This is a genomic window from Microbacterium sp. KKR3/1 (assembly GCF_021272365.1).
Lineage (GTDB): Bacteria > Actinomycetota > Actinomycetes > Actinomycetales > Microbacteriaceae > Microbacterium > Microbacterium aurugineum.
This window is the reverse complement of record NZ_JAJSDW010000001.1, coordinates 2,212,887-2,235,911: the sequence shown is the minus strand read 5'-3', so window position 1 is coordinate 2,235,911 and position 23,025 is coordinate 2,212,887. Positions and strand designations below refer to the sequence as shown.

The 23,025-nt window shown below is 67.6% G+C and carries 17 protein-coding genes; 14 read left to right on the top strand and 3 right to left on the bottom strand.

Going from position 1 to position 23,025, the window contains the following annotated elements; all coding sequences use genetic code 11:
• Nucleotides 1–5 precede the first annotated feature (5 nt).
• Complete coding sequence (locus LVJ59_RS10630) at nucleotides 6–1,151, bottom strand: AAA family ATPase (protein ID WP_232762988.1); 1,146 nt, start codon at nucleotides 1,149–1,151, stop codon at nucleotides 6–8.
• A gap of 308 nt (nucleotides 1,152–1,459) precedes the next feature.
• On the opposite strand from LVJ59_RS10630, the gene LVJ59_RS10625 reads away from it, so the two are divergent.
• Nucleotides 1,460–2,884, top strand: coding sequence for an NAD(P)/FAD-dependent oxidoreductase (locus tag LVJ59_RS10625; protein WP_308191505.1), 1,425 nt, complete (start codon nucleotides 1,460–1,462; stop codon nucleotides 2,882–2,884).
• A 66-nt stretch (nucleotides 2,885–2,950) separates the two neighbouring features.
• On the opposite strand, the gene LVJ59_RS10620 is transcribed toward LVJ59_RS10625, so the two are convergent.
• Nucleotides 2,951–3,652, bottom strand: coding sequence for a Pr6Pr family membrane protein (locus LVJ59_RS10620; protein ID WP_232762987.1), 702 nt, complete (start codon nucleotides 3,650–3,652; stop codon nucleotides 2,951–2,953).
• 49 nt (nucleotides 3,653–3,701) lie between these two features.
• Complete coding sequence (locus tag LVJ59_RS10615; RefSeq protein ID WP_232762986.1) at nucleotides 3,702–4,634, bottom strand: DMT family transporter; 933 nt, start codon at nucleotides 4,632–4,634, stop codon at nucleotides 3,702–3,704.
• Between the two features lie 416 nt (nucleotides 4,635–5,050).
• On the opposite strand from LVJ59_RS10615, the gene LVJ59_RS10610 reads away from it, so the two are divergent.
• From LVJ59_RS10610 to LVJ59_RS10550, 13 genes are all read left to right on the top strand, one after another.
• Nucleotides 5,051–9,061 carry a hypothetical protein gene (locus LVJ59_RS10610; RefSeq protein ID WP_232762985.1) on the top strand — a complete coding sequence of 1,337 codons (4,011 nt, stop codon included), beginning with the start codon at nucleotides 5,051–5,053 and terminating at the stop codon, nucleotides 9,059–9,061.
• 6 nt (nucleotides 9,062–9,067) lie between these two features.
• The gene (locus LVJ59_RS10605; protein WP_232762984.1) at nucleotides 9,068–10,210 is read left to right on the top strand and encodes a hypothetical protein; all 1,143 of its coding nucleotides are present in this window, start codon (nucleotides 9,068–9,070) and stop codon (nucleotides 10,208–10,210) included.
• A 113-nt stretch (nucleotides 10,211–10,323) separates the two neighbouring features.
• Nucleotides 10,324–12,717: an FG-GAP-like repeat-containing protein gene (locus LVJ59_RS10600; RefSeq protein WP_232762983.1), complete on the top strand. Its 2,394-nt coding sequence runs from the start codon at nucleotides 10,324–10,326 to the stop codon at nucleotides 12,715–12,717.
• 291 nt (nucleotides 12,718–13,008) lie between these two features.
• Nucleotides 13,009–14,295, top strand: a complete 1,287-nt coding sequence (locus LVJ59_RS10595; protein WP_232762982.1) for an adenylosuccinate synthase — start codon at nucleotides 13,009–13,011, stop codon at nucleotides 14,293–14,295.
• An 11-nt stretch (nucleotides 14,296–14,306) separates the two neighbouring features.
• Nucleotides 14,307–15,416 (top strand): beta-propeller fold lactonase family protein, encoded by a 1,110-nt coding sequence (locus LVJ59_RS10590; RefSeq protein ID WP_232762981.1) that lies wholly within the window; start codon nucleotides 14,307–14,309, stop codon nucleotides 15,414–15,416.
• An 80-nt stretch (nucleotides 15,417–15,496) separates the two neighbouring features.
• Nucleotides 15,497–16,897 carry an MFS transporter gene (locus LVJ59_RS10585; RefSeq protein ID WP_232762980.1) on the top strand — a complete coding sequence of 467 codons (1,401 nt, stop codon included), beginning with the start codon at nucleotides 15,497–15,499 and terminating at the stop codon, nucleotides 16,895–16,897.
• Between the two features lie 179 nt (nucleotides 16,898–17,076).
• A complete protein-coding gene (locus LVJ59_RS10580; protein ID WP_232762979.1) occupies nucleotides 17,077–17,658 on the top strand; it encodes a biotin transporter BioY in 582 nt (193 codons plus the stop codon).
• Between the two features lie 115 nt (nucleotides 17,659–17,773).
• On the top strand, nucleotides 17,774–19,210 hold the full coding sequence (locus tag LVJ59_RS10575; protein ID WP_232762978.1) for an NAD(P)/FAD-dependent oxidoreductase: 1,437 nt from the start codon (nucleotides 17,774–17,776) through the stop codon (nucleotides 19,208–19,210).
• Between the two features lie 148 nt (nucleotides 19,211–19,358).
• The gene (locus LVJ59_RS10570) at nucleotides 19,359–19,661 is read left to right on the top strand and encodes a DUF427 domain-containing protein (protein WP_046748074.1); all 303 of its coding nucleotides are present in this window, start codon (nucleotides 19,359–19,361) and stop codon (nucleotides 19,659–19,661) included.
• 60 nt (nucleotides 19,662–19,721) lie between these two features.
• Nucleotides 19,722–20,594 (top strand): ABC transporter ATP-binding protein, encoded by an 873-nt coding sequence (locus LVJ59_RS10565; RefSeq protein ID WP_047521744.1) that lies wholly within the window; start codon nucleotides 19,722–19,724, stop codon nucleotides 20,592–20,594.
• The gene (locus LVJ59_RS10560) at nucleotides 20,591–21,274 is read left to right on the top strand and encodes an ABC transporter permease (protein ID WP_232762977.1); all 684 of its coding nucleotides are present in this window, start codon (nucleotides 20,591–20,593) and stop codon (nucleotides 21,272–21,274) included. The genes LVJ59_RS10565 and LVJ59_RS10560 overlap by 4 nt, the downstream gene beginning before the upstream one ends.
• Entirely contained in the window at nucleotides 21,271–21,996 is a 726-nt protein-coding gene (locus LVJ59_RS10555) for an ABC transporter permease (protein WP_134352645.1), read from the top strand. Before LVJ59_RS10560 ends, LVJ59_RS10555 begins: the two co-directional genes overlap by 4 nt.
• Nucleotides 21,997–22,061: 65 nt before the next feature.
• Nucleotides 22,062–22,976 carry an ABC transporter substrate-binding protein gene (locus tag LVJ59_RS10550; protein WP_232762976.1) on the top strand — a complete coding sequence of 305 codons (915 nt, stop codon included), beginning with the start codon at nucleotides 22,062–22,064 and terminating at the stop codon, nucleotides 22,974–22,976.
• The last annotated feature ends 49 nt before the right edge of the window (nucleotides 22,977–23,025 follow it).

Genomic DNA, 23,025 nt, shown 5'->3' with positions numbered 1-23,025 from the left:
ACGGGTCAGGGAGTGGGGACCGACGCGAAGATCTGGTCGATGATCTCCTCGCTGCGGATGCCCTCGGCGTCGGCCTCGAACGTCAGGAGCACGCGGTGGCGGAGCACGAGGTGCCGCAGCTCCCGGATGTCTTCGGGCAGCACGTGCGCGCGCCCCTTGAGTAGAGCCAGTGCCCGCGAAGCCTGCAGGAACGCGATGCTCGCCCGGGGGCTCGCGCCGTACTTGATGAAGCGCGCGCGCTCCTCGCCGATGTACGGCGCCGGGTTCCTGGTGACGTAGGCGATGGACACGATGTAGTTCCGGATCGCGGGGTCGACGTAGATGCGGCTCGCGACGTCCTGCAGCAGGTGCACGTCGTCGAGGCTGACCGTGCTGCTCACGTGGCGGTCGGGGTCGAGCACACCGGAGTCGATGCGGCTGAGGACCTCGAGCTCTTCGGCGGGGCTCGGGTACTCGACGATCTCCTTGAGCAGGAAGCGGTCCATCTGCGCCTCGGGCAGCTCGTAGGTGCCCTCCTGCTCGATCGGGTTCTGCGTCGCGATCACGAGGAACGGCTTCGGCAGGTGGTGGACCTCGCCGCCGATGGTCGTCTGGTGCTCCTGCATCGCCTCGAGCATGGCGCTCTGGGTCTTGGCGCTGGCGCGGTTGATCTCGTCGAGCAGCACGAAGTTCGCGTGCACCGGACCGAGCACGGTGCGGAAAGAGCCCGTCGCCGCGTCGTAGATCTGGTTGCCGGTGATGTCGCTGGGGAGCAGGTCGGGCGTGCACTGGATGCGCTTGAACTGCGCTTTCACGGTGTCGGCGAGAGTGCTGGCGGCCGTGGTCTTTGCCAGGCCGGGAACGCTCTCCAGCAGGATGTGACCGCCGGCGATGAGGGAGACGAGGAGGCTCGTGCGCAGCCGATCCTGGCCGACCATCTTGGCGGAGTAGGAGGCGGAGATGATCCGCAGCACCTCGGCGGCTCTGCTGAGCTCGGCGTCGGTCGGCGCGGCCTTCGTCGCTGCGGGTGCGGCAGGTGCGGCGGGTGCGGCGGGTGCGGCAGGTGCGGCAGGTACGGGGGCCGGTGCCGGCGGTGCGGGGGCCTGCGCGGGGGCGGGCGGAGGCGGCGGTGCGGCGATCGTCCGCGGGTCGGGCGTGGAGGACTCGGTCATCTGTAGGCTCCCTCGTTCAGGGACGCGCGTCGCGGCCATCCCCCGCGCACCAGCGTAATCGCTGTGTGCACTTGCATGACCGGATGACGGATGCAGGACGACCCGACGGGCCCAGGTCATGCATCCGTCCGAGGATCCTGCAGGTGGCGGGCAGGCGCGACCCCCGGGTGCCGGTGGCCGACACTGCTAACGTCGAAGAGCAGCCGCTTTCCGGGCAGGTCGAGCTTTTCCGCTCCCACCGGGACAGAACTGTTCCTCGCTCGGAAGCGGCCGTGCCGATACATGACTGAAGAGTATGAGGACAATACGTGACGAGTAGAGAACGAGTAGCGATCATCGGAGCCGGGCCCTCGGGGATGGCGCAGCTGAGGGCCTTCGAGTCCGCCGCCCGTGCGGGAGCCGACATCCCCGAGCTGGTCTGCTTCGAGAAGCAGGCCGACTGGGGCGGGCAGTGGAACTTCACCTGGCGCACCGGACTGGACGAATTCGGCGAGCCGGTGCATTCGAGCATGTACCGCAACCTGTGGTCGAACGGCCCGAAGGAGGCGCTGGAGTTCGCGGACTACAGCTTCGACGAGCACTTCGGTCGCCCGATCTCCTCCTACCCGCCGCGCCCGGTGCTGTGGGACTACATCGCCGGTCGCCTGGAGAAGACCGACGTGCGCGACCTGATCCGCTTCCAGACCGTGGTCCGCTGGGTGGAGTTCGACGACGAGCGCGAGGTCTTCACCCTCACCAGCGAGCACCTGCCCTCCGGCGAATCGTCCGTGGAGGAGTTCGACCGCGTGATCGTCGCGAGCGGACACTTCTCCTTCCCGAACGTGCCGGAGTTCCCCGGTATCGAGACGTTCCCGGGGTACATCAGCCATGCCCATGACTTCCGAGGCGCCGAGGCCTTCGAAGACAAGGATGTGCTGGTGATCGGTGCGAGCTACTCCGCGGAGGACATCGGCAGCCAGGCGTTCAAGATGGGGGCCCGTTCGGTGACGGCGAGCTTCCGCTCCGCGCCGATGGGGTACGACTGGCCCGAGGGCATCGAGGAGCGGCCGGTCCTCGAACGCTTCGAGGGCAGCACCGCGTTCTTCGCTGATGGCACCTCGAAGCAGGTCGACGCGGTCATCCTCTGCACCGGCTACCTGCACAAGTACCCGTTTCTGCCGGACGACCTCGCCCTCTCCTCGCCGAACAACGTGTACCCCGATGGGCTGTACCGCGGAGTACTCTGGCAGGGCAATCCGCGCCTGGCCTACCTCGGCGCGCAGGACCAGTGGTTCACGTTCAACATGTTCGATGCGCAGGCCTGGTACGTGCGTGACCTGATCCTCGGTCGTCTGTCCCTGCCTGACGAGCAGGAGCGGGCGGCATCGATCGCCGAGTGGCGCACGCGCTTCGGGCAGATCGATTCGGCCGCGGCGGAGATCCGCTTCCAGGCGGACTACATCCGCGATCTGCTGCAGCTCACGGACTACCCGGAGTTCGACATCGACCGGGTGGTCGAGATCTTCCTCGCGTGGAAGCGCGACAAGAAGGAAGACATCATGGGCTACCGCGACCGTACGTACGAGTCGGTCATGACCGGCACCCTCGCGGTCGTGCATCACACGCCGTGGCTGGAAGAGCTCGACGACTCGCTCGAGCGCTACCTCGACGTGGACCCGGATGCCACCGAGACGGCGCGGATCATCGAGGGTCAGCCCCGCGACGACGATCGTGAGGCGCTCGCCACCACCTGAGCCTCTGTTGACGCCTTCGCCCCTCCGCCCACTCCGGGTGCGAGGGGCGGAGGCGTCAGAGGCAGGTCAGGAGCCGATCGGGGTGGTGCCGCGGCGCCTGCCGATCCAGACGACGCCGGCGGCCACGGCGATGATCGCGATCGCGATGCCGACGATGTAGGCAGAGACCCCGAGGTAGCCGCCCGGGACGGTGTGCGGGTTCAGGAAGGGATACGGGTACCAGTACGGTTGCCCGGTCGCCGGCGAGATCACCAGGTCCGCGCGGATCATCGTGTACGCGACCCACACGAGGGGGAAGACGGCGGCGGCCCCCACGGCGCTCCAGCCCAGCGCGCGGCGTCGTGGCGCGAAGAGCAGATCGAGGAGCATGATCAGCGGCACGATCACGTGCAGCACCTCGTTGGACCAGGGGACCGTCGCCCCTTGTGGCAGCTCGATCCCGCGGAGCAGCGTGTTGTAGACGATCCCTGTGACGATGGCGTAGGTGCTCGCGCAGACCAGGATCAGAGCGAGCCAGCGCGGTTCGGGGCTCGTGGTCTTCCGGTTGAGGATGCCCCAGAGGCCCCCGATGACGAGCGCGACGGCTGCGAGGACGTTGGAGAGGATCGTGAAGAAGCTGAAGAAGTTCACGATCACCGTGGGGAGGTGAGAACCCCACTCGGTCTCCGAGAGCATGGCGATCTCGAGCGTCTGCACCAGTTGGGCGACGATGGCAGCCACCGCGAGAACAGAAGCCGCGAGTCGTGCGTAGGCCCACCAGGTCGTCATTTCGCCTCCCGGTCGCAACTGTAGTCACTCGCCCCGGCGGTTCCCGGCATCAGGTGCGTCGACGCCACCGCAGTCGCGTGATGAGGACGCCGAGCAGGCAGAGCGCTCCACCGAGGAACATCAGCGGCGTCGGCACCTCGCCGAGGATCGCCCACGACATCAGGATCGCGATCGCCGGCACGACGTAGGTGGTGGCGGAGGTCTGTCCGGCGGTGCTGCGCTGCAGGACGTAGGCCCAGGTGGTGAAGGCGATCGCCGTGGGGAAGATGCCGAGGTAGACGACCCACAGCGTCGCGTCCAGCGGTGCGGTCTGCAGGGAGTCGATGAGGTTGCCGACCCAGGGCAGTAGCGCGACGGTGCCGACGCCTGCACCGAGCCAGGTCAGGGTGGTCGGATCGACGCCGGAGGTGAGCAGGCGCTTCTGCACGAGCGTGCACCCGGCATACATGACGGCTGCGAGGAGGGCGAGCAACAGACCGGTGATGTCGGGGCCGGCCCTGGTGGAGGAGTTCATGCCGATCAGCACGACCCCGAGGAACGCGATCGGGGCGCCGATGATGAGGGGCTTCGGGAAGCCCTCGCGGAGGAAGAGTCCGCTGAAGACGACGACCATGAGCGGTGCGAGGTTCACCACCATCGCGGCCGTCCCCGCATCGAGTGTCAACTCAGCGCTGTTGAGGGCCAGGTTGTACACGCAGAACCAGCCGATGCCCCACACCGCCACGAGGAGCCAGTGGCGACGGGCGGGGATGCGGATCCCGTGCCGCACGGCGATGATCGTCAGCACCACGGTGCCGACCGCCATCCGCAGCAGCGCCAGAGCGCCCGGGTCGTAGTGAGGGCCCGCACCACGGATGCCGATGAACGCCGAGGCCCACAGCACCACCGTGACCAGCGCGGCGACGAGCACGAGCGCGCCCTGACTCTTCGGCGCCTCGGCGTTCGTGCGGATACCGGGCTCGCCGGATGCTGCTCGTGACATCCTTCGATCCTGGCAGGGGCTTCCGACACCGGACGAGCCGCCGGAGCGACATGATCCGTCGTATTTCGGACGATCCGAGGGCTATCGCCCCGTCCTGCGTCTCGCGTCGCGTTGCGCGCACGGACGCGGGGTGCAGTCATATGTCGCATAAAGCACGCACGCCACACGAAGTGCCCAGCGTCAAGTCGGACATTCGGGGGACAGACAGGACTCACAGCTGACGGATAGAGTCCGGAACGAGTACCGCCGCAAGCCCACGGTCGAAGCGTGACGGTCCTGTTTCGAAGTCGTGGTTTGCGTGCCTTCCGATGTGCTCGTGCGCGCACGCGCCGCAATTCGTTCCAGGGATCCGTCGCCGAACGACTGCGATCTCCACGCGGTTCGATACCTCGTGACCCCTGGAGAAGAGTCCTGCGATGAAGACCAGATCTCACCGTCGACGCCTGCGTTTCGCACCGGTGCGGCGACTCCCGTTCGCCTGCGCCGCCATGCTGATGACGGTCGTCGTCTCCGTTGGGCTCTTCCAGCCGCTCGAAGCGTCTGCAGCGACTGCGGCCGCGGCCGTGCGCACGCAGGTGTCCGCGCCAGCAGGGCTTTTCACCCCGTCGACGGACGCGGCCGGAGTGGTCACGCAGTTCACCGATGGGGGGCCCGCGGTCCAGGCGGCCGCGCGGGAGGCACTGTTCAAAGGCGGGGAGAGTATCGAGGCTTTCATCACCACGGGGCAGCATGAGGCCATCGCCCAGGACTATCGCCTCATCGCGCTGCGCCTGAGCCTTGCGGGTGGACGTGCTGTCCGCCAGCAGGCGGAGTCCGTGCTCACGGCGAACGACCCCGACCAGCTTCGAGCGTTCGTCACGGAGGGATGGAAGGACGCCTGGGAGGTCGACGACCGCTCGGCGGCGTTCGTGCTGGCGGACACGGGAACGCCGACGGTGCAGCGCGAGGCGAACAAGGCGTTGGACTCGGAGGACTCCAGCGCGGTGTCGCAGTTCTTGCTGATCGGCCAGTACGACGCCAAGATCATTGACAACCGGGCAGCGGCATATGTGCTCGCCACCACGGGGTCGCCGAGCGTCGTCGCGGCGGCGGAGGCCGCACTGGACGCGACGTTGCCGGATGGGTCGGACGATACGCAGGCCGTCGCCGACTTCTTGCGTTATGGGCAGTTCGTCGCCGGTGCGCGTGACGCCGAAGCCGCGACCATCGCTCAGCTGACGAGCCAGGTGATCGCCGCGAACCTGGTCGCTCAGGAAGAGCGTCGCAACGCCGACAACGCCTCCGCGCAGGCTGTCCTCGCGGCCAAGCTTGCGAAGGAGGCCACCCAACGGGCGGCTCAGCAGGCCGCAGCCGCGCAGGGCAACGCCGAGAAGGCCAGTGCTGCGGCGACGCGGGCGGCCGCGTTGGCTCGACAGGCGGCCGATGCGGCCGATCTCGCCGTGCAGGCCGCAGCCGCAGCCCATCAGGCCATGAACGCCTCGATGAGCGCGGCAGGGACGGCAGCCTCCGCGGCTGCCCGCGCGAACCGTGCGGCCGCGAGTGCCGATGGTGCGGCGGCGAACGCTGCGGGCCAAGCCGGCATGGCCGCAGCGGCGCGGGCCGAGGCGGAGAAGGCGCGCGACGCCGCGGACAAGGCGACCAAGGCCAAGCGTGCGGCGGCAGAAGCGGAGACGGCGACGAACGCGGCGAACCGTGCGGCAAAGGCGGCGGGAGCTGCGGCCGGCTACTCCGGCGAAGCGGCCGGGTATGCGACCGAGGCATCCCAGGCGTCGGGAGTGTCGTCGGCGGCTGCCGCGCAAGCGCGGGCGGCTGCAGCGGAGGCGAATGCGGCAAAGAACCGCGCCGCATCCGCCACGGCGCGGACGGACCGCCTTGCCGCCGAGACATCGGCGGTCGCGCAGCAGGCCCGTGATGCGGCCGGTCGCGCAGCGGACAACGCGAAGGCAGCGGCGATCGAGGCCGATACCGCGGCTGCTCAGGCCGGTGTCGCGCAAGGCGCGGCGGCTCGAGCCACGGCCTCCTCGGAAAAGGCGGCTGACGCTGCCGACGCCGCGACGAACGATGTCGAGTTGGCGAAGACCATCTTCGAGTTGGCGCGGAAGGCTGACGCGGAGCGTCTCGCCGCGGAAGAGGAGTTCGGGCTTGCGCAGGCGGAGATCGCCGCCGCCGAAGAAGCTGAAGCGAAAGAGCTCGAGGACGAGGCCAAGAAAGAGGGCGCCGCCGCTGTCGCGGAGAGCAGCGCCTTCCTGAAGAAGATCACCGCCGCGGACGCGAACCTGCAGGAGCTGCTGCCGGAAGCGCGCTCGGCCATGCTCGCCCTCATCACGTCGGGAACCCCGTGGGTCGCGGCAGCGGCGGAGCAGGCGGTCGTCGGAAACGATGAGGCCGTGGTCGAGTTCTTCAAGGACGGGTACAGCGTCGCCCTCGAGCAGGACCAGTGGGATGAGGCGAAGGCTCTCCTGTACGACGGCGACAACACGATGCTGCAGAGCGAGGCCTATGACGTCCTCGAGAACGGTGAAGAGTACGTCGCTGAGTTCCTCAACGAGCGGCTTCCTGAGATCCGCGATCTCGAGAACCGTCAGATCGCATTCGTGCTCGCCACCGACGGAGGGCCGGCGATGCAGCGCGAGGCGAACCGCGCGCTGGATGCCGATGATCCCACTGTGCTCGCGAAGTTCATCGCTGAGGGGCAGTACGACGCGCTCGAGATCGATCAGCGAGCGGCCGCTTTCGCGCTCAGCTCGACGGGCGGTCCCGAGGTGAAGGCAGCCGCGAACATCGCCCTCGAGGGCTCTCGGGCTTCGCTGAAGAAGTTCCTGGAGCAAGGTCAGTACGAGGCTGCCAAGCGGGACAACGACACCGCCGCTCACGTCGCTCAGATGCAGAGCATGCTGCACCTGGCCGACCAGCAGGCTGCGGCTGCTCGCGAGGCAGCCGCTCTCGCGGAGAAGGCCGCCGCGACGGCGCGACAGGCCGCACAGGAGGCGCAGGACAGTGCCGAGTTGGCTCGACAGTACGCGCAGCAGGCGCAGGGCTGGGCGGCGAAGGCGGCGACTTCGGCCAACCAGGCGACCGCCTCGGAGAACGAAGCACGTCAGTCGTCGCACCGCGCGCATCAGGCGCTGACGGCCGCAACCGCAGACGCGCAGAAGGCCAACGGGTTCGCCGCCCAAGCCACGTCGTCGGCACAGTCGGCCAGCGCTGCTGCAGCACGGGCCAACGAAGCGGCGAGTCGCGCGGCGGCCTCGGCGACGGACGCCGGGCTCGACGCTGAAGCGGCCGCGAAGGCCGCGACAGATGCTCGCGAGATCGCCGCGTCGAAGCAGCGCGCGGAAGACGGGGCGGACAACTTCCCGCCGCCTGCGGGCAAGGAGGGCGAGCTCACTCAGGCGCAGATCGATGCGGCATACGCACTCGGTGGCGATGCCGAAGTGCAGCGGCTGAAGGAGGCGCACGCGCTGAGTCAGCCGGATGCTCTGCTGAACTTCATCATTCAAGAAGGCGGCAAGGTCCTTCTCGACCTCATCGGTGTGACCGACATCATGGACTGCGTCACCAAGGGCGACATCGGTGCATGTTTCATGGCGCTCATCGGGTTCGCGCCCTGGGGCAAGCTCGCCAAGCTGGTGGAGTCGATCCCGCTGATCATGAAGCTCGCCGACAAGGTCGTCGGCTTCGTCAACAAGGTCGGCGACGCGGTCAGTCTTCTCAAGAAGAACAAGACCAAGGTCGACGATCTTGCGGGACAGGCGTGCAGTCTGGGTGGTGGCGCCGCCATCGGCGTCTCAGGCCCAGTGCCAGCGATCGTGCGGCCGCCCGCGGGTTCCTGCAGCACGGCGGGTCTTCTCAAGGTCAATCCGACGGCGGACGCCATCAAGTCGCTTCCCGAGCCCAAGCCGGGAGATCCGCCGCGACCGTCCTTCAGCGCGCAGAAGCTGGGGCAATGGGGAGAGGGACAGGTCGGGATAATGCCGGGCTCGCCGGTCAACAAGATCGATTCCCTGACCGGTTCAGCGCAATACCGCAAGCCTGATCTCCTCACGGACTGGACGAGCTTCACCGAGACTCCCGGGGTATCGATGATCGCTGACGTCAAGAACGTCAGCGTCGTCAAGGACTCGAAGCAATGGGACGATTACATCGCTTACGCCGAGCAGATGGCCAGCAAGAAGCTCGACGCCATCAAGGACATGGAGCCGAAGGAGTTGGCGAAGATCACGGAGGACGACAAGACGGTCGAGCTCGGTCTGGTTATGAGAGACAACGGCGTCGACGAGAAGGGAAACAGCCTCAATCGAATTGCGTCCAGCCTCCTGTCGAAGCTTTGCGAGAAGCGGCCGGGTATCACGGTGTTCATTCAGTATCTGCCGACCGAGAACGGCGGTCCCTTGTCGGGCAACGTGATCGACGAATGGTGCAAGTAGGCCGATATGTCATACGACATCGAAGTGTATGGAAGAGCAGCTCTACCACTGCCGGGGTGCGAGGCGATCACGAAGGGGGGGCTCGCGCTCGAAGGCAGTTCCGACGATGAGTCAGTTATCCGTGTCGTGCACGAACCGTCAGGCGAGTACTGCTTCATGATCGAGGGACCCTACGACGTCGCCGATGATGATCCAGATGAGCTCCCGAGCGGCCTCCGCAGCGACCTGCGCTATCGATACCTCATCGTCGTGGAAAGGGCCGAGCAACCGCATATCGATCATGCACTGGCTTCGGCGGCCCGTCTGGCATCGGCTGTCGCTGGGGTGTCAGTCGATCTCCAGGCCGACGCGGGCCGCTCTTCCGCACGTGCCGCCGATCCAAGAGTTCCGAAAGAGCCAGAGCGCTATCTCCATGTCCAGTGGTATCGGCGGTTCGACGAGCACAGCCGTTCGCTGGCGTCTCAGTATGTGGAGTCGGCGGAAACAGTTTTGCCCGCAGCTCTGCCGGTGAGCTTCGGACTGAGTGAACCACTCCGTGAGAAGTTCGCGCGGGAAGGCGTGGACGGGGTCGATCGGCTGTACCGCGATGAATGTGCACGAAGAAGATTGGTTTTCCGGGGTAAGCGGCCTCTGATCTCCGGCTTCATCGACGCATGGTCGGATGAGTTCATAGCCGAGCTGCACTTCGTGAAACTGGTGTTCGCTGCTTCGGAGCTTAGTAAGCCTCAGTTCGCGAGTGCGCTCGAGAACTTCTTCGTCGATCTCGCGCAGCGATCGAAGAGTTTCTTCGCTTTCGCGGAGGTCAATTCTTCGCAGTTCTCGCCTTCGCAGGCTCTACCGCAATGGGGGGAATGGCCGGGGCTTCCACAAAGCCCTCCCTGGTTGAGTTGGTTTTCGCCTGACTATGCAGAGCTCGTTCAGCCGCACCTTACGGCGGGCGAACAGTGCGCGGTTCCTGGCGGGCTTCTGTACCGATCCTCCCTGCCGCCTACGAACATCAGTGCGTCCTGGTCCGAGCAGGGTTCCTGGGTCCCAGCCGATTTTGTTCCTGAGCAGAACGATCCGGACAACCACCGACAGTCGACAGCTACAGCCAGGACGATGCCGTCCGCGCTCCGGTCTGCCAACCCGGTCGTCAAGGTTGGCTGATTCGCCCTTGATCGCGAGCTCTGAGCGGGCTCTATTCGTTCCTCCGATGTCATGAAAGGTATTGCATGTTTTCGTTGAAATCTCCCCGTCGAGGCCGCGCTGCGGCTGGCGTGATGGCGGCGGCGTTGGTGTCGGCGTTGCTCGTCTCGGCCCCGGTGGCCTCGGCAGTCGCTGATGATGTTCCGGGGTATCTCGTGGAGTCGGGAGCGTATCCGGACGGAGCGTCCGTTGGCACCGCAGCTGGCATCGTTCTGAAGGATGGCAACGGCGGGTTGCGGGTGGCGACCTGCGCGCGGGGCACCGGGCAGGTCGAGGTCGAGTTCGAGAAGTCGGGCAAGACGGCGAAGGTGTGCTTCGAGGTCGCCTTCCGACCGGCCGTTCTGAATCTCGAGATCGCAGCGTCGTTCGGTGTCAAGGCCGGCGCGCAACCGATGGACGTGACGTACTCGGTCGCAGGTGAACCCGAGGAGGTGGCCGAGGTTCCGGCGGGTGGGCGAGCGACTGTCGACGAGAACTTCACCGGTCAGTCGACGATCGTGGTGATCGAGGTGAAGGCTGACCCGGCGGTGGATGAGCCGGCGACGACGGCCACGCATCCGCGAACCGCGATCGCGAAGATCCGCACCGACCTGGGCTCCTGCACGGGGACGTTGGTGGATCGGTCGTGGGTGTTGACGGCGGCGAGCTGTTTCGCCACTGACCCGGCCACGGTCGCCGCAGATGCGCCGCCCGCTCCGGCGCGGGCGCTGTTCGGTCCGGACGTCGCGAACGACAAGGTCGCGAGCGGTAGCGGTGAGCTGGGTGTGAAGATCACCCGCCTCGAGCCGGCCGGCAACGGCCAGGACGCGGTGCTGGCGAAGCTGGAGAGCCCGGTCGACGACATCACCCCCATGCCGGTCGCCACAACCGCTCCGGCGGCCGGGCAGGACGTCGCTTTCACCGGCTTCGGTCGCACCGAGTCCGTCTGGGTCCCGCTTGCGTCCCACACGAACACGTACCCGGTGACGACAATCGAAGCGACGACTCTGACCACCGCGGCAACCGGCGCTTCGCTCTGCCTCGGTGACGGTGGCGCTCCCGGGGTCCGCAACATCGACGGAACCGACACGCTTGTCGCGGTCGCATCCCAGTCCACTCAGACCGGCTGCTACGGCTCGGGTGTTCCCGCGGGGACGGCCTCGACGGTCGCGACCCGTTCTGATGTCATCGCCGGCTGGGTGGCGCGCACGATCCAGAAGGGGCTCGACACGACTCCGGTCGCCGCTGCAGATCAGGCATTGGCGCAGCAGATCGTGGACTCCGGACGCGTGAGCGGAACCGAAGCGCTCGCTCAGATCCAGGCCTATGCCGACGGATTCAAGCGCGGACACCTGATCAGCGGACAGGTTCGCGACTGCACGATCGACCCCGTGATCCTCGGTGCGCTGAAGAAGGTCGTGGTCGATCAGAACTTCTCGATCACGATCTCGTCGCTCAACGAGTACTGCACCACGGCGACGCCGTCGGCCACGAGCTATCACGCGAAGAACAGCGGCGGCCACGCCGTCGACATCAGTGTCGTCAACGGTGTCACGGCCACCGGCGACACGGACGAGGACCGGGCACTGATCACGGCGATGTTCGACGCGCTCCCTGCTCCGGCAGGCATCGGTCAGGTTGCGTGCCGTCCGGCGCTCACGGTGCCGAACGGCTGGGCGCAGACCGAAGAGGACTGCACGCACAACCACTTCGAGTACCACGGTGAGCCGCTGACTCCTGCCAAGCCCTCGTTCGATCTGAACAGCGATGGCAAGGCCGATGTGATCGGAATTACTACGTCGAACACGCTCAACATCTACCACGGCAACGGTGGCGGTGGGTGGACGACTCAGACGTCCGTCAGTGCAGGCTGGGCGTCTGCCAAGACCCTCATCCACGGTGACTACAACGGTGATGGTAAGGGCGACATGATGGTCGTCAACACCGATGGCACGCTCTGGTACCACCAGGGTGACGGAGCGCTGGGTTTCCCGACCAAAGCGTTGGCAGCTCGCGGTTGGGACACGAAGGGTCTGATCACAGGCGGAATCGACTTCAACGGTGACAAGAGGGCCGACCTCGTCGCTCGTGAGTCCGACGGTCACCTGTACGCCTACCCGGGCAACGGGAACGGCACGTTCGGAGCCAAGATGAAGATCGGACACGATTGGAGTGGGGTGTCTCGAGTCCTCGCCGGCGACTGGACCGGAGACGGCAAGGGGGACATCCTCGCCACCACCACGACCGGAGCGCTTCGCATCTACCCCGGCAACAACGTGAATCTGACAGGTGGCCCGGTGGTCGGCAGCGGATGGAACAGCATCACGGGGATCACCGGCGGTGTCGACTTCGGCGCCGACGGCAAGGCCGATCTGTTCGGTCGGAGAAGCGACGGCGGGTTGTACGTATATCCCGGGCACGGCCTCTCCGGGTTCGGGGCCTCCACGCGCGTAGGCAACGGATGGAACTCGCTTCGGTTGTTCAGCTGACCTCGCGCTCGCGCGCTCTTCCGTTCAGGCCCACAGTCTGAAGGCCGGCGCGGAGCAGGAGGGCCCCGCTCATGGCGGACCCTCCTGCTCCGGTCGCGATATGACAGCTCTAAACGCCAACGGCGCTGTCATATCGCGACCGGAACCCCGGGAAGCGAACCCCGGAGACCGGAACTCCGGAGGGCGACTCGGGGCGAAGGGGCGTGGGAGAGGCTCCCGATAGGATGGGACGGCCCGAAGAGGGCCAGCTCATCGGCCGGTGCAAACCCGGCGAAAGCCAGGGGGTTACCCATGCCAGGAATCGTTATCGTCGGCGTGCAGTGGGGCGACGAAGGAAAGGGCAAGGCCACCGATCTGCTCGGTGAGCGCACCGACTGGGTGGTGAAGTTCAACGGCGGTAACAACGCCGGGCACACCGTCGTCGTGGGAGACGAGAAGTACGCGCTGCACCTGCTGCCCTCCGGCATCCTCTCGCCGGGCGTGACTCCCGTGATCGGCAACGGCGTCGTCGTCGACCTCGAGGTCCTGTTCTTCGAGCTGGAGGCGCTCGCCGCCCGGGGCATCGACGTCTCGCGTCTCAAGGTCAGCGCCAACGCGCACATCATCACGCAGTACCACCGCACGCTCGACAAGGTCACTGAGCGTTTCCTCGGCAAGCGGATGATCGGCACCACCGGTCGAGGCATCGGTCCGGCCTACGCCGACAAGATCAACCGCGTCGGTATCCGTGTGCAGGACATCTTCGACGAGAACATCCTGCGCCAGAAGGTCGAAGGCGCTCTGGATCAGAAGAACCACCTGCTGGTGAAGATCTTCAACCGTCGCGCGATCACCGCCGACGAGGTCGTCGATGATCTGCTGTCGTACGCCGACCGCCTGCGCCCCCTTGTCGCCGACACGGGCTACCTGATCGCGGAGGCCCTCGATCGTGGCGAAGTCGTCGTGTTCGAAGGCGGTCAGGCGACGATGCTCGACATCGACCACGGCACCTATCCGTTCGTGACCTCGTCGTCGGCGACCGCCGGCGGAGCCGCGACGGGTGCGGGCGTCGGTCCCGGTGCGCTCGACCGCATCGTCGGTATCGTCAAGGCGTACACGACCCGCGTCGGATCGGGCCCCTTCCCCACAGAGCTCTTCGACGAGCAGGGCGACTGGCTGCGCAAGCAGGGCTTCGAGTTCGGCACCACCACCGGGCGTCCGCGTCGGGTCGGCTGGTACGACGCACCCATCACCCGGTACGCGACGCGAATCAACGGCATCACCGACCTCGTGCTCACCAAGCTCGACATCCTGACCGGACTCGACAAGATCCCGGTGTGCGTCGCCTACGACGTCGATGGCGAGCGTTTCGACGAGGTGCCCGTCAACCAGACCGACTTCCACCACGCGAAGCCGATCCTGGAGTACTTCCCGGGTTGGAATGAGGACATCTCCGTCGCCCGCACTTTCGAGGACCTGCCGCAGAACGCACAGGACTACGTGCTGGCGCTCGAGAAGATGAGCAACACCCGCATCTCGGTGATCGGTGTCGGCCCCGAGCGCGACCAGGTCATCGTCCGCCACGACCTGCTCGACTGATCCGGCCTGTCGTGACGCGATTCTGGCTCGGCGGCTACGGCCCCGGCATGGACGGTTCTGCCGACGGCATCGGTCTGCTCGCGGGGGATGCAGGCCGGGAGGCGACCACGCTCGCGTACCGGGGCGTGGTCGCAGAGGCCCCTTCGCCGTCGTGGCTGGCGCAGCATCCGACGCTCGACGTCGTCTACGCGGCGCTCGAGGGCGACTCCGCGGTGCAGGCGTTCGTGCGTAGGGGGGACGGCCCCCTCTCCCCGATGGATGCACCGGCGGCGGTGGGCCAGTACGTGTGTCACGTCGCGGTCGCTGCGGACGGCTCTGCTCTGGTCGCCAGTTGCTACGGCGACGGCCGCGTGGTGCGGCTCGGCCTCGATGCGGACGGGCGGATCGTGCCCGCACGGCCGGATGCGGCCGCGGAACTCCGCGCGGCACTGTTCGGGGACGACACGGATCCCGATGCACCGGCGGCGACGCCTCTCGGTGACGGCGTCGCCGCGGTCGACCCGTACGGGGTGGGCGGTGACCGTGTCTCGCACGCGCATGCCGCCGTGTTCCTTCCCGACGGGCGCATCGCCACGACCGACCTCGGGTTCGACCTCGTGCGGTTCTGGCGGCAAGTCGGCAGCGGGCTCGTACTCGACCACGAGGTCGTGCTGCCACTCGGCACCGGGCCGCGGCACATGGTGCTGCACCCCAGCGGGCACCTGCACGTGGTGACCGAGTACTCGTGCGAGGTGTTCACGCTCGCCGAGGCGTCCGACCGCACGTGGAGCGTCGTGTCGTCGACGCTGTCGAGTCCGATCGCCCAGGTGGGCACAGACTTCCCCGCCGAACTCGCCCGCAGCCGCGACGGACACTTCCTCTACACGGCCCTGCGCGGAAGCAACACGATCGCGGCGCTGCGCGTGCGCGGCGGGGGTGAGGCCCTGGAATCCGTGGCGCTCGCCGACGCGGGGGTCGACTGGCCGCGCCACCACCTGGTGCACGAGGGCAAGTTGCTGGTCGCGGGGCAGCGCTCCGATACCATCATCCTGCTCGACCTCGATGAGCGCACGGGCGCGCCCCTCGGCATCCGCCATGAGGCGCAGGTTCCGACGCCGACGCACTTCTTGCCGGTGCGCTGAGACGACACCGACCGCCGACGCATGAGCCGGGCGATCCGGCGCTTGACCTCAACCTCACTTGAGGTTCTACGGTCATCATCATGACCTCGAAGACCGAGCAGGTGTCGACGCCGGGCGCGGCCGCACCCCGCATCTTGAGCCGCGACTACGTCTGGATCACGATCGGCGCCTGTGCGCTCGTGTTCCTCGGCGCGTTCGAATCCCTGGCGGTCACCACGGTGATGCCGACCGTGAGCGCCGATCTCGGCGGAGAACGGCTGTACGCGCTCGCTTTCGCCGGACCTCTCGCCACCGGGGTCATCGGCATGGTGCTCGCCGGGAATTGGGCGGATCGTCGCGGACCGGTCGTTCCGTTGTACACCGCGGTCGCCCTGTTCATCGTCGGACTGCTGATCGCCGGCCTCGCGCCGAGCATGGAGATCCTCGTCGCGGGGAGGTTCGCCCAGGGCCTCGGCAGCGGAGGGTTGATGGTGGCCCTGTACGTGGTGGTCGCCCGCGTCTACCCGCACGAGCTGCATCCGGCGATCTTCGCCGGCTTCGCCGCGGCCTGGGTCATCCCCTCACTGATCGGCCCGACGGTCGCGGGTGCCGTGACCGAACTCTGGAGCTGGCACTGGGTCTTCCTCGGCGTGGTCATCCTGGTGCTGGTGGCGCTGCTGATGGTCGTGCCCGCACTTCGCGGGCTCGCGAACCACGGCGATGCGACGACTCCCTGGGCGTTCGGGCGACTCGGATGGTCGGTGCTCGCGGCCGTTGCTGTGCTCGCGCTGAATCTGGTCGGCGACATCCCTGGGTTCGGCTCTGCTCTCGCCGTCGTTGCTATCGCGGTCGCCCTCATCGCGGTGCGGCCGCTGGTCCCGCGCGGGACGTTTCGGGCGCGCCGAGGGCTGCCGTCCGTCATCCTCGTCCGCGGGGTCGCGGCCGCCGCGTTCTTCGGTGCGCAGGTCTACCTGCCCTACCTACTCACCGATCGGTACGAACTGTCGCCGACTCTGGCAGGACTCGCGCTGACCGGCGGTGCGCTCGCGTGGTCTCTCGCCGCGACCGTCCAGGGGCGGCTGGGCGCGCGCTTGTCGAGCGTGACGGCCGTGCGGCTCGGGACGGGCCTCGTGTTCGCCGGCATCGTGCTGACCGTCGCGATTGCCGGCTTCCGAGGAGATGCTCTGCTGATTGCGCTCGCCTGGGTCATCGCGGGTATGGGGATGGGGTTGATGAGTCCGCGCACCAGTGCCCTCACGCTCGCGATGTCCACGCCGGAGAATCAGGGCTTCAACAGCGGTGCGATGACGGTCGCCGACTCGTTCGGCAGCGCGCTGGCCCTGGCCGTCACAGGGACACTGTTCACCGCGCTCGCGGGCGCGGATCCGTTCCTCGGCGTGTTCGTGCTGGCTGCGGTCGTGGCCTTCGCGGCGGCGGTCCTCTCCCCGAGGGTCCGTGTCGAATCCGCCGAAGACGAATCGCGGGAGCAGGGGGAGGCATGAGCCGGGACGTGACGACTACCCGCTGGAGGATCCTGCGGGCGCACATGACGCCATCGCGCACCGGCGTCAGCGCGGGAAGGTCGTGTTGGTGACTCCGGGGTGGTGATTTGCGCGGGGGTAGCGACATCCGTACTCTGATGAACGGTGTTCAGGTGAACACTGTTCAGGAAGGATGAGCGATGACCGCATCGACCCGTGACTCCAGTGCGACCCTCGGTCGGGTGGCCGTGTTCGCCGCCCTCATCATCGTGCTGGGAACGGTTGTCGTGCCGCTCCCCGGCGGCGTGCCCATCACCGGGCAGACGCTCGGCGTCATGCTCGCGGGTCTTGTGCTCGGTCCGCGCGTCGCGCCCTGGTCGATCGCCCTCGTGCTGGCGCTTGCCGCGGTTGGACTCCCCGTGCTCGCGGGTGGACGCGGGGGCCTGGGTGTCTTCGTCGGACCGACCGTGGGCTACCTGATCGGCTGGATCGCGGGCGTCGTGGTGATCGGGCTGCTCATGCGCACCGGACGGTTCACCTGGTGGCGGTGCGCGGTGGCTGCTCTGGTCGGCGGCGTGTTCGTCGTCTACGCGTTCGGCATCCCGGTCCAGGCGCTCGTGACCGGAGTTCCGCTCGACCTCACCGCTCTGTCGAGCCTGGCCTTCCTCCCGGGCGACCTCATCAAGGTGACCGCGGCCACGCTGATCGTCGTCACCCTGCGCCGGGCATATCCCCGCGCGTTCGCCGACTCCCGCCGGGGTCGGGAGCTCGTGACCGCCTGACTGCCTGACCGCCGCACCCTCCCGCGCCACGCCGGAGGGAACAACTCACCCGTGACTCGGCGTTGGTCTTGAGCGAGACTGGGCGACGGAACCGGCCGACGGAGAGGTGCCAGGCATGAACGCAGCGCAGAAGACCGACGAATACGACCTGATCGTGCTGGGCGGAGGTCCGGTGGGCGAGAACGTCGCCGACCGCGCCGTGCAGGGCGGACTCACCGCGATCATCGTCGAGAGCGAGCTCGTCGGAGGTGAGTGTTCCTACTGGGCGTGCATGCCGTCGAAGGCGCTGCTGCGGTCGGCGCAGGCGTTGCGGGCAGCGCAGCACGTGGCGGGCGCCTCGCAGGCGGTGACCGGGAAGCTCGATGTGCGGGCGGTCTTCGAAAGGCGCGACTCCTTCACCAGCAACTGGTCCGATGACGGGCAGGTGAAGTGGCTCGACTCCGCCGGGATCGATCTGGCGCGCGGGTACGGTCGGCTGACGGGCGAGCGGGAGGTGACCGTGACGGATGCCGACGGGGCGACGCGCGTGCTCCGCGCCCGGCATGCGGTGGCCATCAGCACCGGATCGGACGCCGTCATCCCGCCCATCGACGGGCTCCGTGAGTCCGCACCCTGGACGAGTCGAGAGGCGACCAGTGCCGAGGAGCTGCCGGAGAGCCTGGCCGTGATCGGCGGAGGCGTGGTCGCGGTCGAGATGGCCACGGCATACGCGGCACTCGGCTCGAAGGTCACCGTCATCGCCCGCAGCGGTCTGCTCGGGGGGATGGAGCCCTTCGCCGGAGAGCGGGTCGCGGCTGGTCTCAAGGAACTCGGCGTCGACGTGCGCACCGACACGGGCACGGCATCCGTGCACCGCGGCGCCGACGGCGTGACCGTCACCCTCGACGGCGGCGAGGAGATCGTCGCGACGGAGGTGCTCGCCGCAACGGGGCGTTCGCCGCGCAGCGGAGACATCGGTCTTGAGGTCGTGGGCCTGAAGCCCGGCCACTGGATCGAGACGGACGATACGCTCCGGGTCCCCGGATCCGACTGGCTGTACGCAGTCGGAGACGTGAACGGGCGCGTGCTCCTCACCCACCAAGGCAAGTACCAGGCGAGGGCAGCGGGTGACGTGATCGTCGCCCGCGCCCAGGGCGTCGACGTGGATGACGCTCCGTGGGGTCGTCACGTCGCGACGGCGGATCAGGCGGCGGTCCCGCAGGTCACCTTCTCGATCCCCGAGGTCGGCTCCGTCGGTCTGACCGAGGCGCACGCGGTCGAGGCAGGAATCACCGTGAAGGCGATCGACTACGACCTCGGGTGGATCGCGGGGGCGAGCCTCTACGAAGACGGTTTCGAGGGGCAGGCGCGACTCGTGATCGACACCGACCGCGATGTCGTGATCGGTGCGACGTTCGTCGGCCCCGAGGTGGCGGAACTCGTGCACGCCGCCACCGTGGCGATCGTCGGCGAGGTGCCGATCGCCCGTCTCTGGCATGCGGTGCCGTCGTACCCGACCGTCAGCGAGATCTGGTTGCGACTCCTGGAGGGCTACGGGCGCGATTCCGCCTGACCCCGACCATCGCGGCGGGCAATCCGTTTTCACGGGCATACCGAACAGATTCGGGATTGTTTCTCACATTGACGGCCCGCGCGCAACCCTCGAGCCCGATGTCCCCACCGTCTTATACGCTCGAACACACATCCGAGGAGGCAGGACCATGAAGGCTGTACTCGCAGGAACCGTCATCGCCGAGGCCGACGAGAGCGATCTCGCCCGCATCGAAGGGAACTGGTACTTCCCGCCCGCATCCATCACACCCGGGGTGCTCGTCGAGAGCCCCACGCCCTACACCTGTCCCTGGAAGGGCGCGGCTCAGTACTACTCCGTGCAGACCGACGGCGAGCTGCACACCGACTACGCCTGGTCGTATCCGACTCCTTATCCGTCGGCCTTCGATCGTGTCGGCAAGGACTTCTCCGGATTCGTGGCGTTCGATCCGCGCGTCGAGGTCGGCCCGTAGCCACCAGAAGAGCCAAGACTCGTCCGCTCGCACATCGATCGACCGACTGGAGACCAGCCCATGATCGAGTTCCGCAACGTCACCAAACGGTTCCCCGGCGGTGCACTCGCCGTCGATGACTTCAGCCTCGTGCTGCCGTCACGCAAGACCACCGTGTTCGTCGGCTCGTCCGGCTGTGGCAAGACCACCCTGCTCCGCATGATCAACCGCATGGTCGAGCCCACCTCCGGCGACGTCGAGATCGACGGGGAGAGCGTGCTTGAAGGCGACCCGGTGGCTCTGCGCCGACGCATCGGCTACGTCATGCAGAACTCCGGGCTCATGCCGCACTTCACGGTCATCGACAACGTGGCCACGGTGCTCCGGCTGACCGGGGTGAAGCGGGCTGCGGCCCACCAGCGGGCGCGCGACCTGCTCGACACGGTCGGCCTCGACCAGGCGCTCGCCGAGCGCTACCCGAGTCAGCTCTCCGGCGGCCAACAGCAGCGTGTGGGTGTCGCCCGCGGACTCGCCGCCGACCCGAACATCCTGCTCATGGACGAGCCCTTCGGCGCGGTCGACCCCATCGTGCGGGCCGACCTGCAACAGGAGACCCTGCGCCTGCAGAGCGAGCTCGACAAGACCGTCGTCTTCGTCACGCACGACATCGACGAGGCGTTCCTGCTCGGCGATCAGGTCGTCATCCTCGACAAGGGCGCGCGCATCGTGCAGGTCGGCAGTCCGAGCGAGATCATCGAGAACCCGGCGGACGACTTCGTCTCGGCGTTCATCGGCGCGGATCGCGGTCGCCGCGCCCTGCACCTCAAGCAGACGCCGCGGGGCACCGTGGTGGTCGACTCGGAGGGGCGCACCCAGGGCTCGATCGTCGACGTGCCCGATGCTGTCAGCGACGCGCTCCTGAGCGAGGAGAGCGTGACGAAGGGCGCTCCGTGAACTGGATCGTCGACAACGTCGGCCTCATCCTCGAGCTGACCGCCATCCACCTGCAGCAGAGCGCGATCGCGATCGTGCTCGGCTTCGTGCTGTCGGTGCCGCTCGGGTGGGTCGCCTGGCGCTATCAACTGGTGAAAGGGCCGGTCATCGTCCTCACCGGTCTTCTCTACACGATCCCGTCACTCGCGTTGCTGATCCTGCTGCCGTCCGTCGCCGGGTATCCGGCTCGCAGCCCGATCAACCTCATCATCGGTCTCACCATCTACGCGGTCGCGATCCTGGTGCGCGCGGTCTCCGACGGCCTCGACTCGGTTGATCCCGCCATCCGGCAGTCGGCCACCGCGATGGGCTACGGCGGGTTCCGCCGGTTCTGGACCGTCGACTTCCCGCTCGCCGGACCCGTCGTGCTCGCCGGGCTGCGTGTGGCGGCCGTCAGCACGATCTCCCTCGCCACCGTCGGCATCCTGGTGGGTGTGACGAACCTCGGCTACCTGTTCGAGAACGGCCTGCAGCGCCGCATCCTCGCGGAGGTGTTCGCCGGCGTCATCGCGGTCGTGGTGATCGCCCTGGTGATCGACCTGCTGCTCCTGCTCCTCGGCCGCGCGCTGATGCCGTGGACGCGCGCCGCCAAGACACCGTCAGCCGCACGACAGGCGGCCACGCTGAGGACCGCCGCATGAACGTGTTCACCGACGCCATCGCCTGGCTCTTCTCCCCCGACCGGTGGGAGGGGCCGTACTCGCTGCCGATCCTGTTCGGCCAGCACATGTACTACACGCTGATCTCGGTGCTGATCGCTGCCATCATCGCGGTGCCGATCGGATGGCTCATCGGCCACACCGGCCGCGGCCGCGAGATCGCCGTCGCTGTTTCCGGCGCGGCCCGAGCGATCCCGTCCTTCGGACTCCTCGTGCTGCTCGTGCTGCTGCTCGGTGTGCTCCGCATCCCCGAAGCCGCGATCATCACGTTCGTGCTGCTGGCCATCCCCTCGCTCCTCGCGGGCGCCTACACCGGGCTCGAGGCCATCGACCGCCGTGTGCTCGACTCGGCGCGCGCGATGGGGATGACCGAGTGGCAGGTGTTCTGGAAGGTCGAGGTACGCCTCGGGCTGCCCCTCCTGGTCGGTGGCATCCGCGCAGCCCTCCTGCAGGTGATCGCCACGGTCACGATCGCCGCCTACGTGAACCTCGGTGGTCTCGGCTGGCCGATCATCCAGGGCATCCCCCTGCGCAAGTTCGACCAGGTGCTCGGCGGTGCGATCCTCGTCGCCATCCTCGCGCTGGCGGTCGACCTGATCTTCGCCCTCCTCCAGCACGCCGCCGTCCCCGCCGGGGTGCGAGCGCCGACCACGACCCGCCGGTCGCGTACCGCGGCAGCCTCACCCGCGCCGGCCACCGCCTGACACGTTCATAGCCGCTCACCGTCCCACAGCACCCATCCCGTTGTCCCAGAGAAGAGGAACTCCCCATGTTCACAGCACGTAAGTCACGACTCGCCCTCGCCGGTGGCGCCGCGCTCGCCGCGGTGCTCGTCCTCGGTGGCTGCGCGAACAGCAACCCGCTCGACGCCCCGACCGATGACGCGGGCTCCGGCGGCGACACGATCGTCGTCGGCTCCCAGGCCTACTACTCGAACGAGATCATCGCCGAGATCTACGCACAAGCGCTCGAAGGCGCCGACTTCGACGTCAAGCGCGAGTTCAACATCGGACAGCGCGACGCCTACATGCCCGACGTCGAGTCCGGCGCGATCGACGTGTTCCCGGAGTACACGGGCAACCTGCTCGAGTACCTCGATGACAGCGCGACGGCCACCAGCCCGGAAGACGTCTACGCCGCGCTGCAGGACGCGCTGCCCGACAGCCTGACCGCGCTCGACTATGCAGAGGCCTCCGACCAGGACACCTACACGGTGCTCAAGAGCTTCGCCGAGGAGAACGGTCTCACCTCGATCGGTGACCTCTCGAAGGTGACCACGCCGGTCACGATCGGTGCGGCACCGGAGTTTGAGCAGCGCCCGTACGGGCCCGCGGCCGCCAAGGACATCTACGGCGTCGACCTGGCGTTCTCGGCGACCGGCCCGACCACGCTGGAGTCGTTGCTGGCCGGCGAGATCCAGGTCGCGGACATCTACTCGGCCGACCCCGCGTTCCAGACCGAGGACATCGTCGCGCTCGAAGACCCGGAGAACATCATCCTGGCCTCGAACGTCGTGCCGATCGTCTCGAGCGACGTCGCCGACGAGGTCGCCGACGTGATCAACGCGATCAGCGCGAAGCTCACTGCCGAAGAGCTCGTCGGGCTGAACGTGCAGAGCACGGTCGACCAGAAGTCGGCGAAGGACATCGCCAAGGCCTGGCTGACCGACAACGACCTCATCTGAGTCGGATGACAGAAGCGCCCGTACCCTCAGGGGTCCGGGCGCTTCGTCG

What these genes read in the sequence shown, in the direction of transcription:
- LVJ59_RS10630 (WP_232762988.1), bottom strand. Translation starts at nt 1,151, where the DNA reads ATGACCGAGTCCTCCACGCCCGACCCGCGGACGATCGCCGCACCGCCG.
- LVJ59_RS10620 (WP_232762987.1), bottom strand. Translation starts at nt 3,652, where the DNA reads ATGACGACCTGGTGGGCCTACGCACGACTCGCGGCTTCTGTTCTCGCG.
- LVJ59_RS10615 (WP_232762986.1), bottom strand. Translation starts at nt 4,634, where the DNA reads ATGTCACGAGCAGCATCCGGCGAGCCCGGTATCCGCACGAACGCCGAG.
- LVJ59_RS10610 (WP_232762985.1), top strand. Translation starts at nt 5,051, where the DNA reads ATGAAGACCAGATCTCACCGTCGACGCCTGCGTTTCGCACCGGTGCGG.
- LVJ59_RS10605 (WP_232762984.1), top strand. Translation starts at nt 9,068, where the DNA reads ATGTCATACGACATCGAAGTGTATGGAAGAGCAGCTCTACCACTGCCG.
- LVJ59_RS10600 (WP_232762983.1), top strand. Translation starts at nt 10,324, where the DNA reads ATGGCGGCGGCGTTGGTGTCGGCGTTGCTCGTCTCGGCCCCGGTGGCC.
- LVJ59_RS10595 (WP_232762982.1), top strand. Translation starts at nt 13,009, where the DNA reads ATGCCAGGAATCGTTATCGTCGGCGTGCAGTGGGGCGACGAAGGAAAG.
- LVJ59_RS10585 (WP_232762980.1), top strand. Translation starts at nt 15,497, where the DNA reads ATGACCTCGAAGACCGAGCAGGTGTCGACGCCGGGCGCGGCCGCACCC.
- LVJ59_RS10580 (WP_232762979.1), top strand. Translation starts at nt 17,077, where the DNA reads ATGACCGCATCGACCCGTGACTCCAGTGCGACCCTCGGTCGGGTGGCC.
- LVJ59_RS10575 (WP_232762978.1), top strand. Translation starts at nt 17,774, where the DNA reads ATGAACGCAGCGCAGAAGACCGACGAATACGACCTGATCGTGCTGGGC.
- LVJ59_RS10570 (WP_046748074.1), top strand. Translation starts at nt 19,359, where the DNA reads ATGAAGGCTGTACTCGCAGGAACCGTCATCGCCGAGGCCGACGAGAGC.
- LVJ59_RS10565 (WP_047521744.1), top strand. Translation starts at nt 19,722, where the DNA reads ATGATCGAGTTCCGCAACGTCACCAAACGGTTCCCCGGCGGTGCACTC.
- LVJ59_RS10555 (WP_134352645.1), top strand. Translation starts at nt 21,271, where the DNA reads ATGAACGTGTTCACCGACGCCATCGCCTGGCTCTTCTCCCCCGACCGG.
- LVJ59_RS10550 (WP_232762976.1), top strand. Translation starts at nt 22,062, where the DNA reads ATGTTCACAGCACGTAAGTCACGACTCGCCCTCGCCGGTGGCGCCGCG.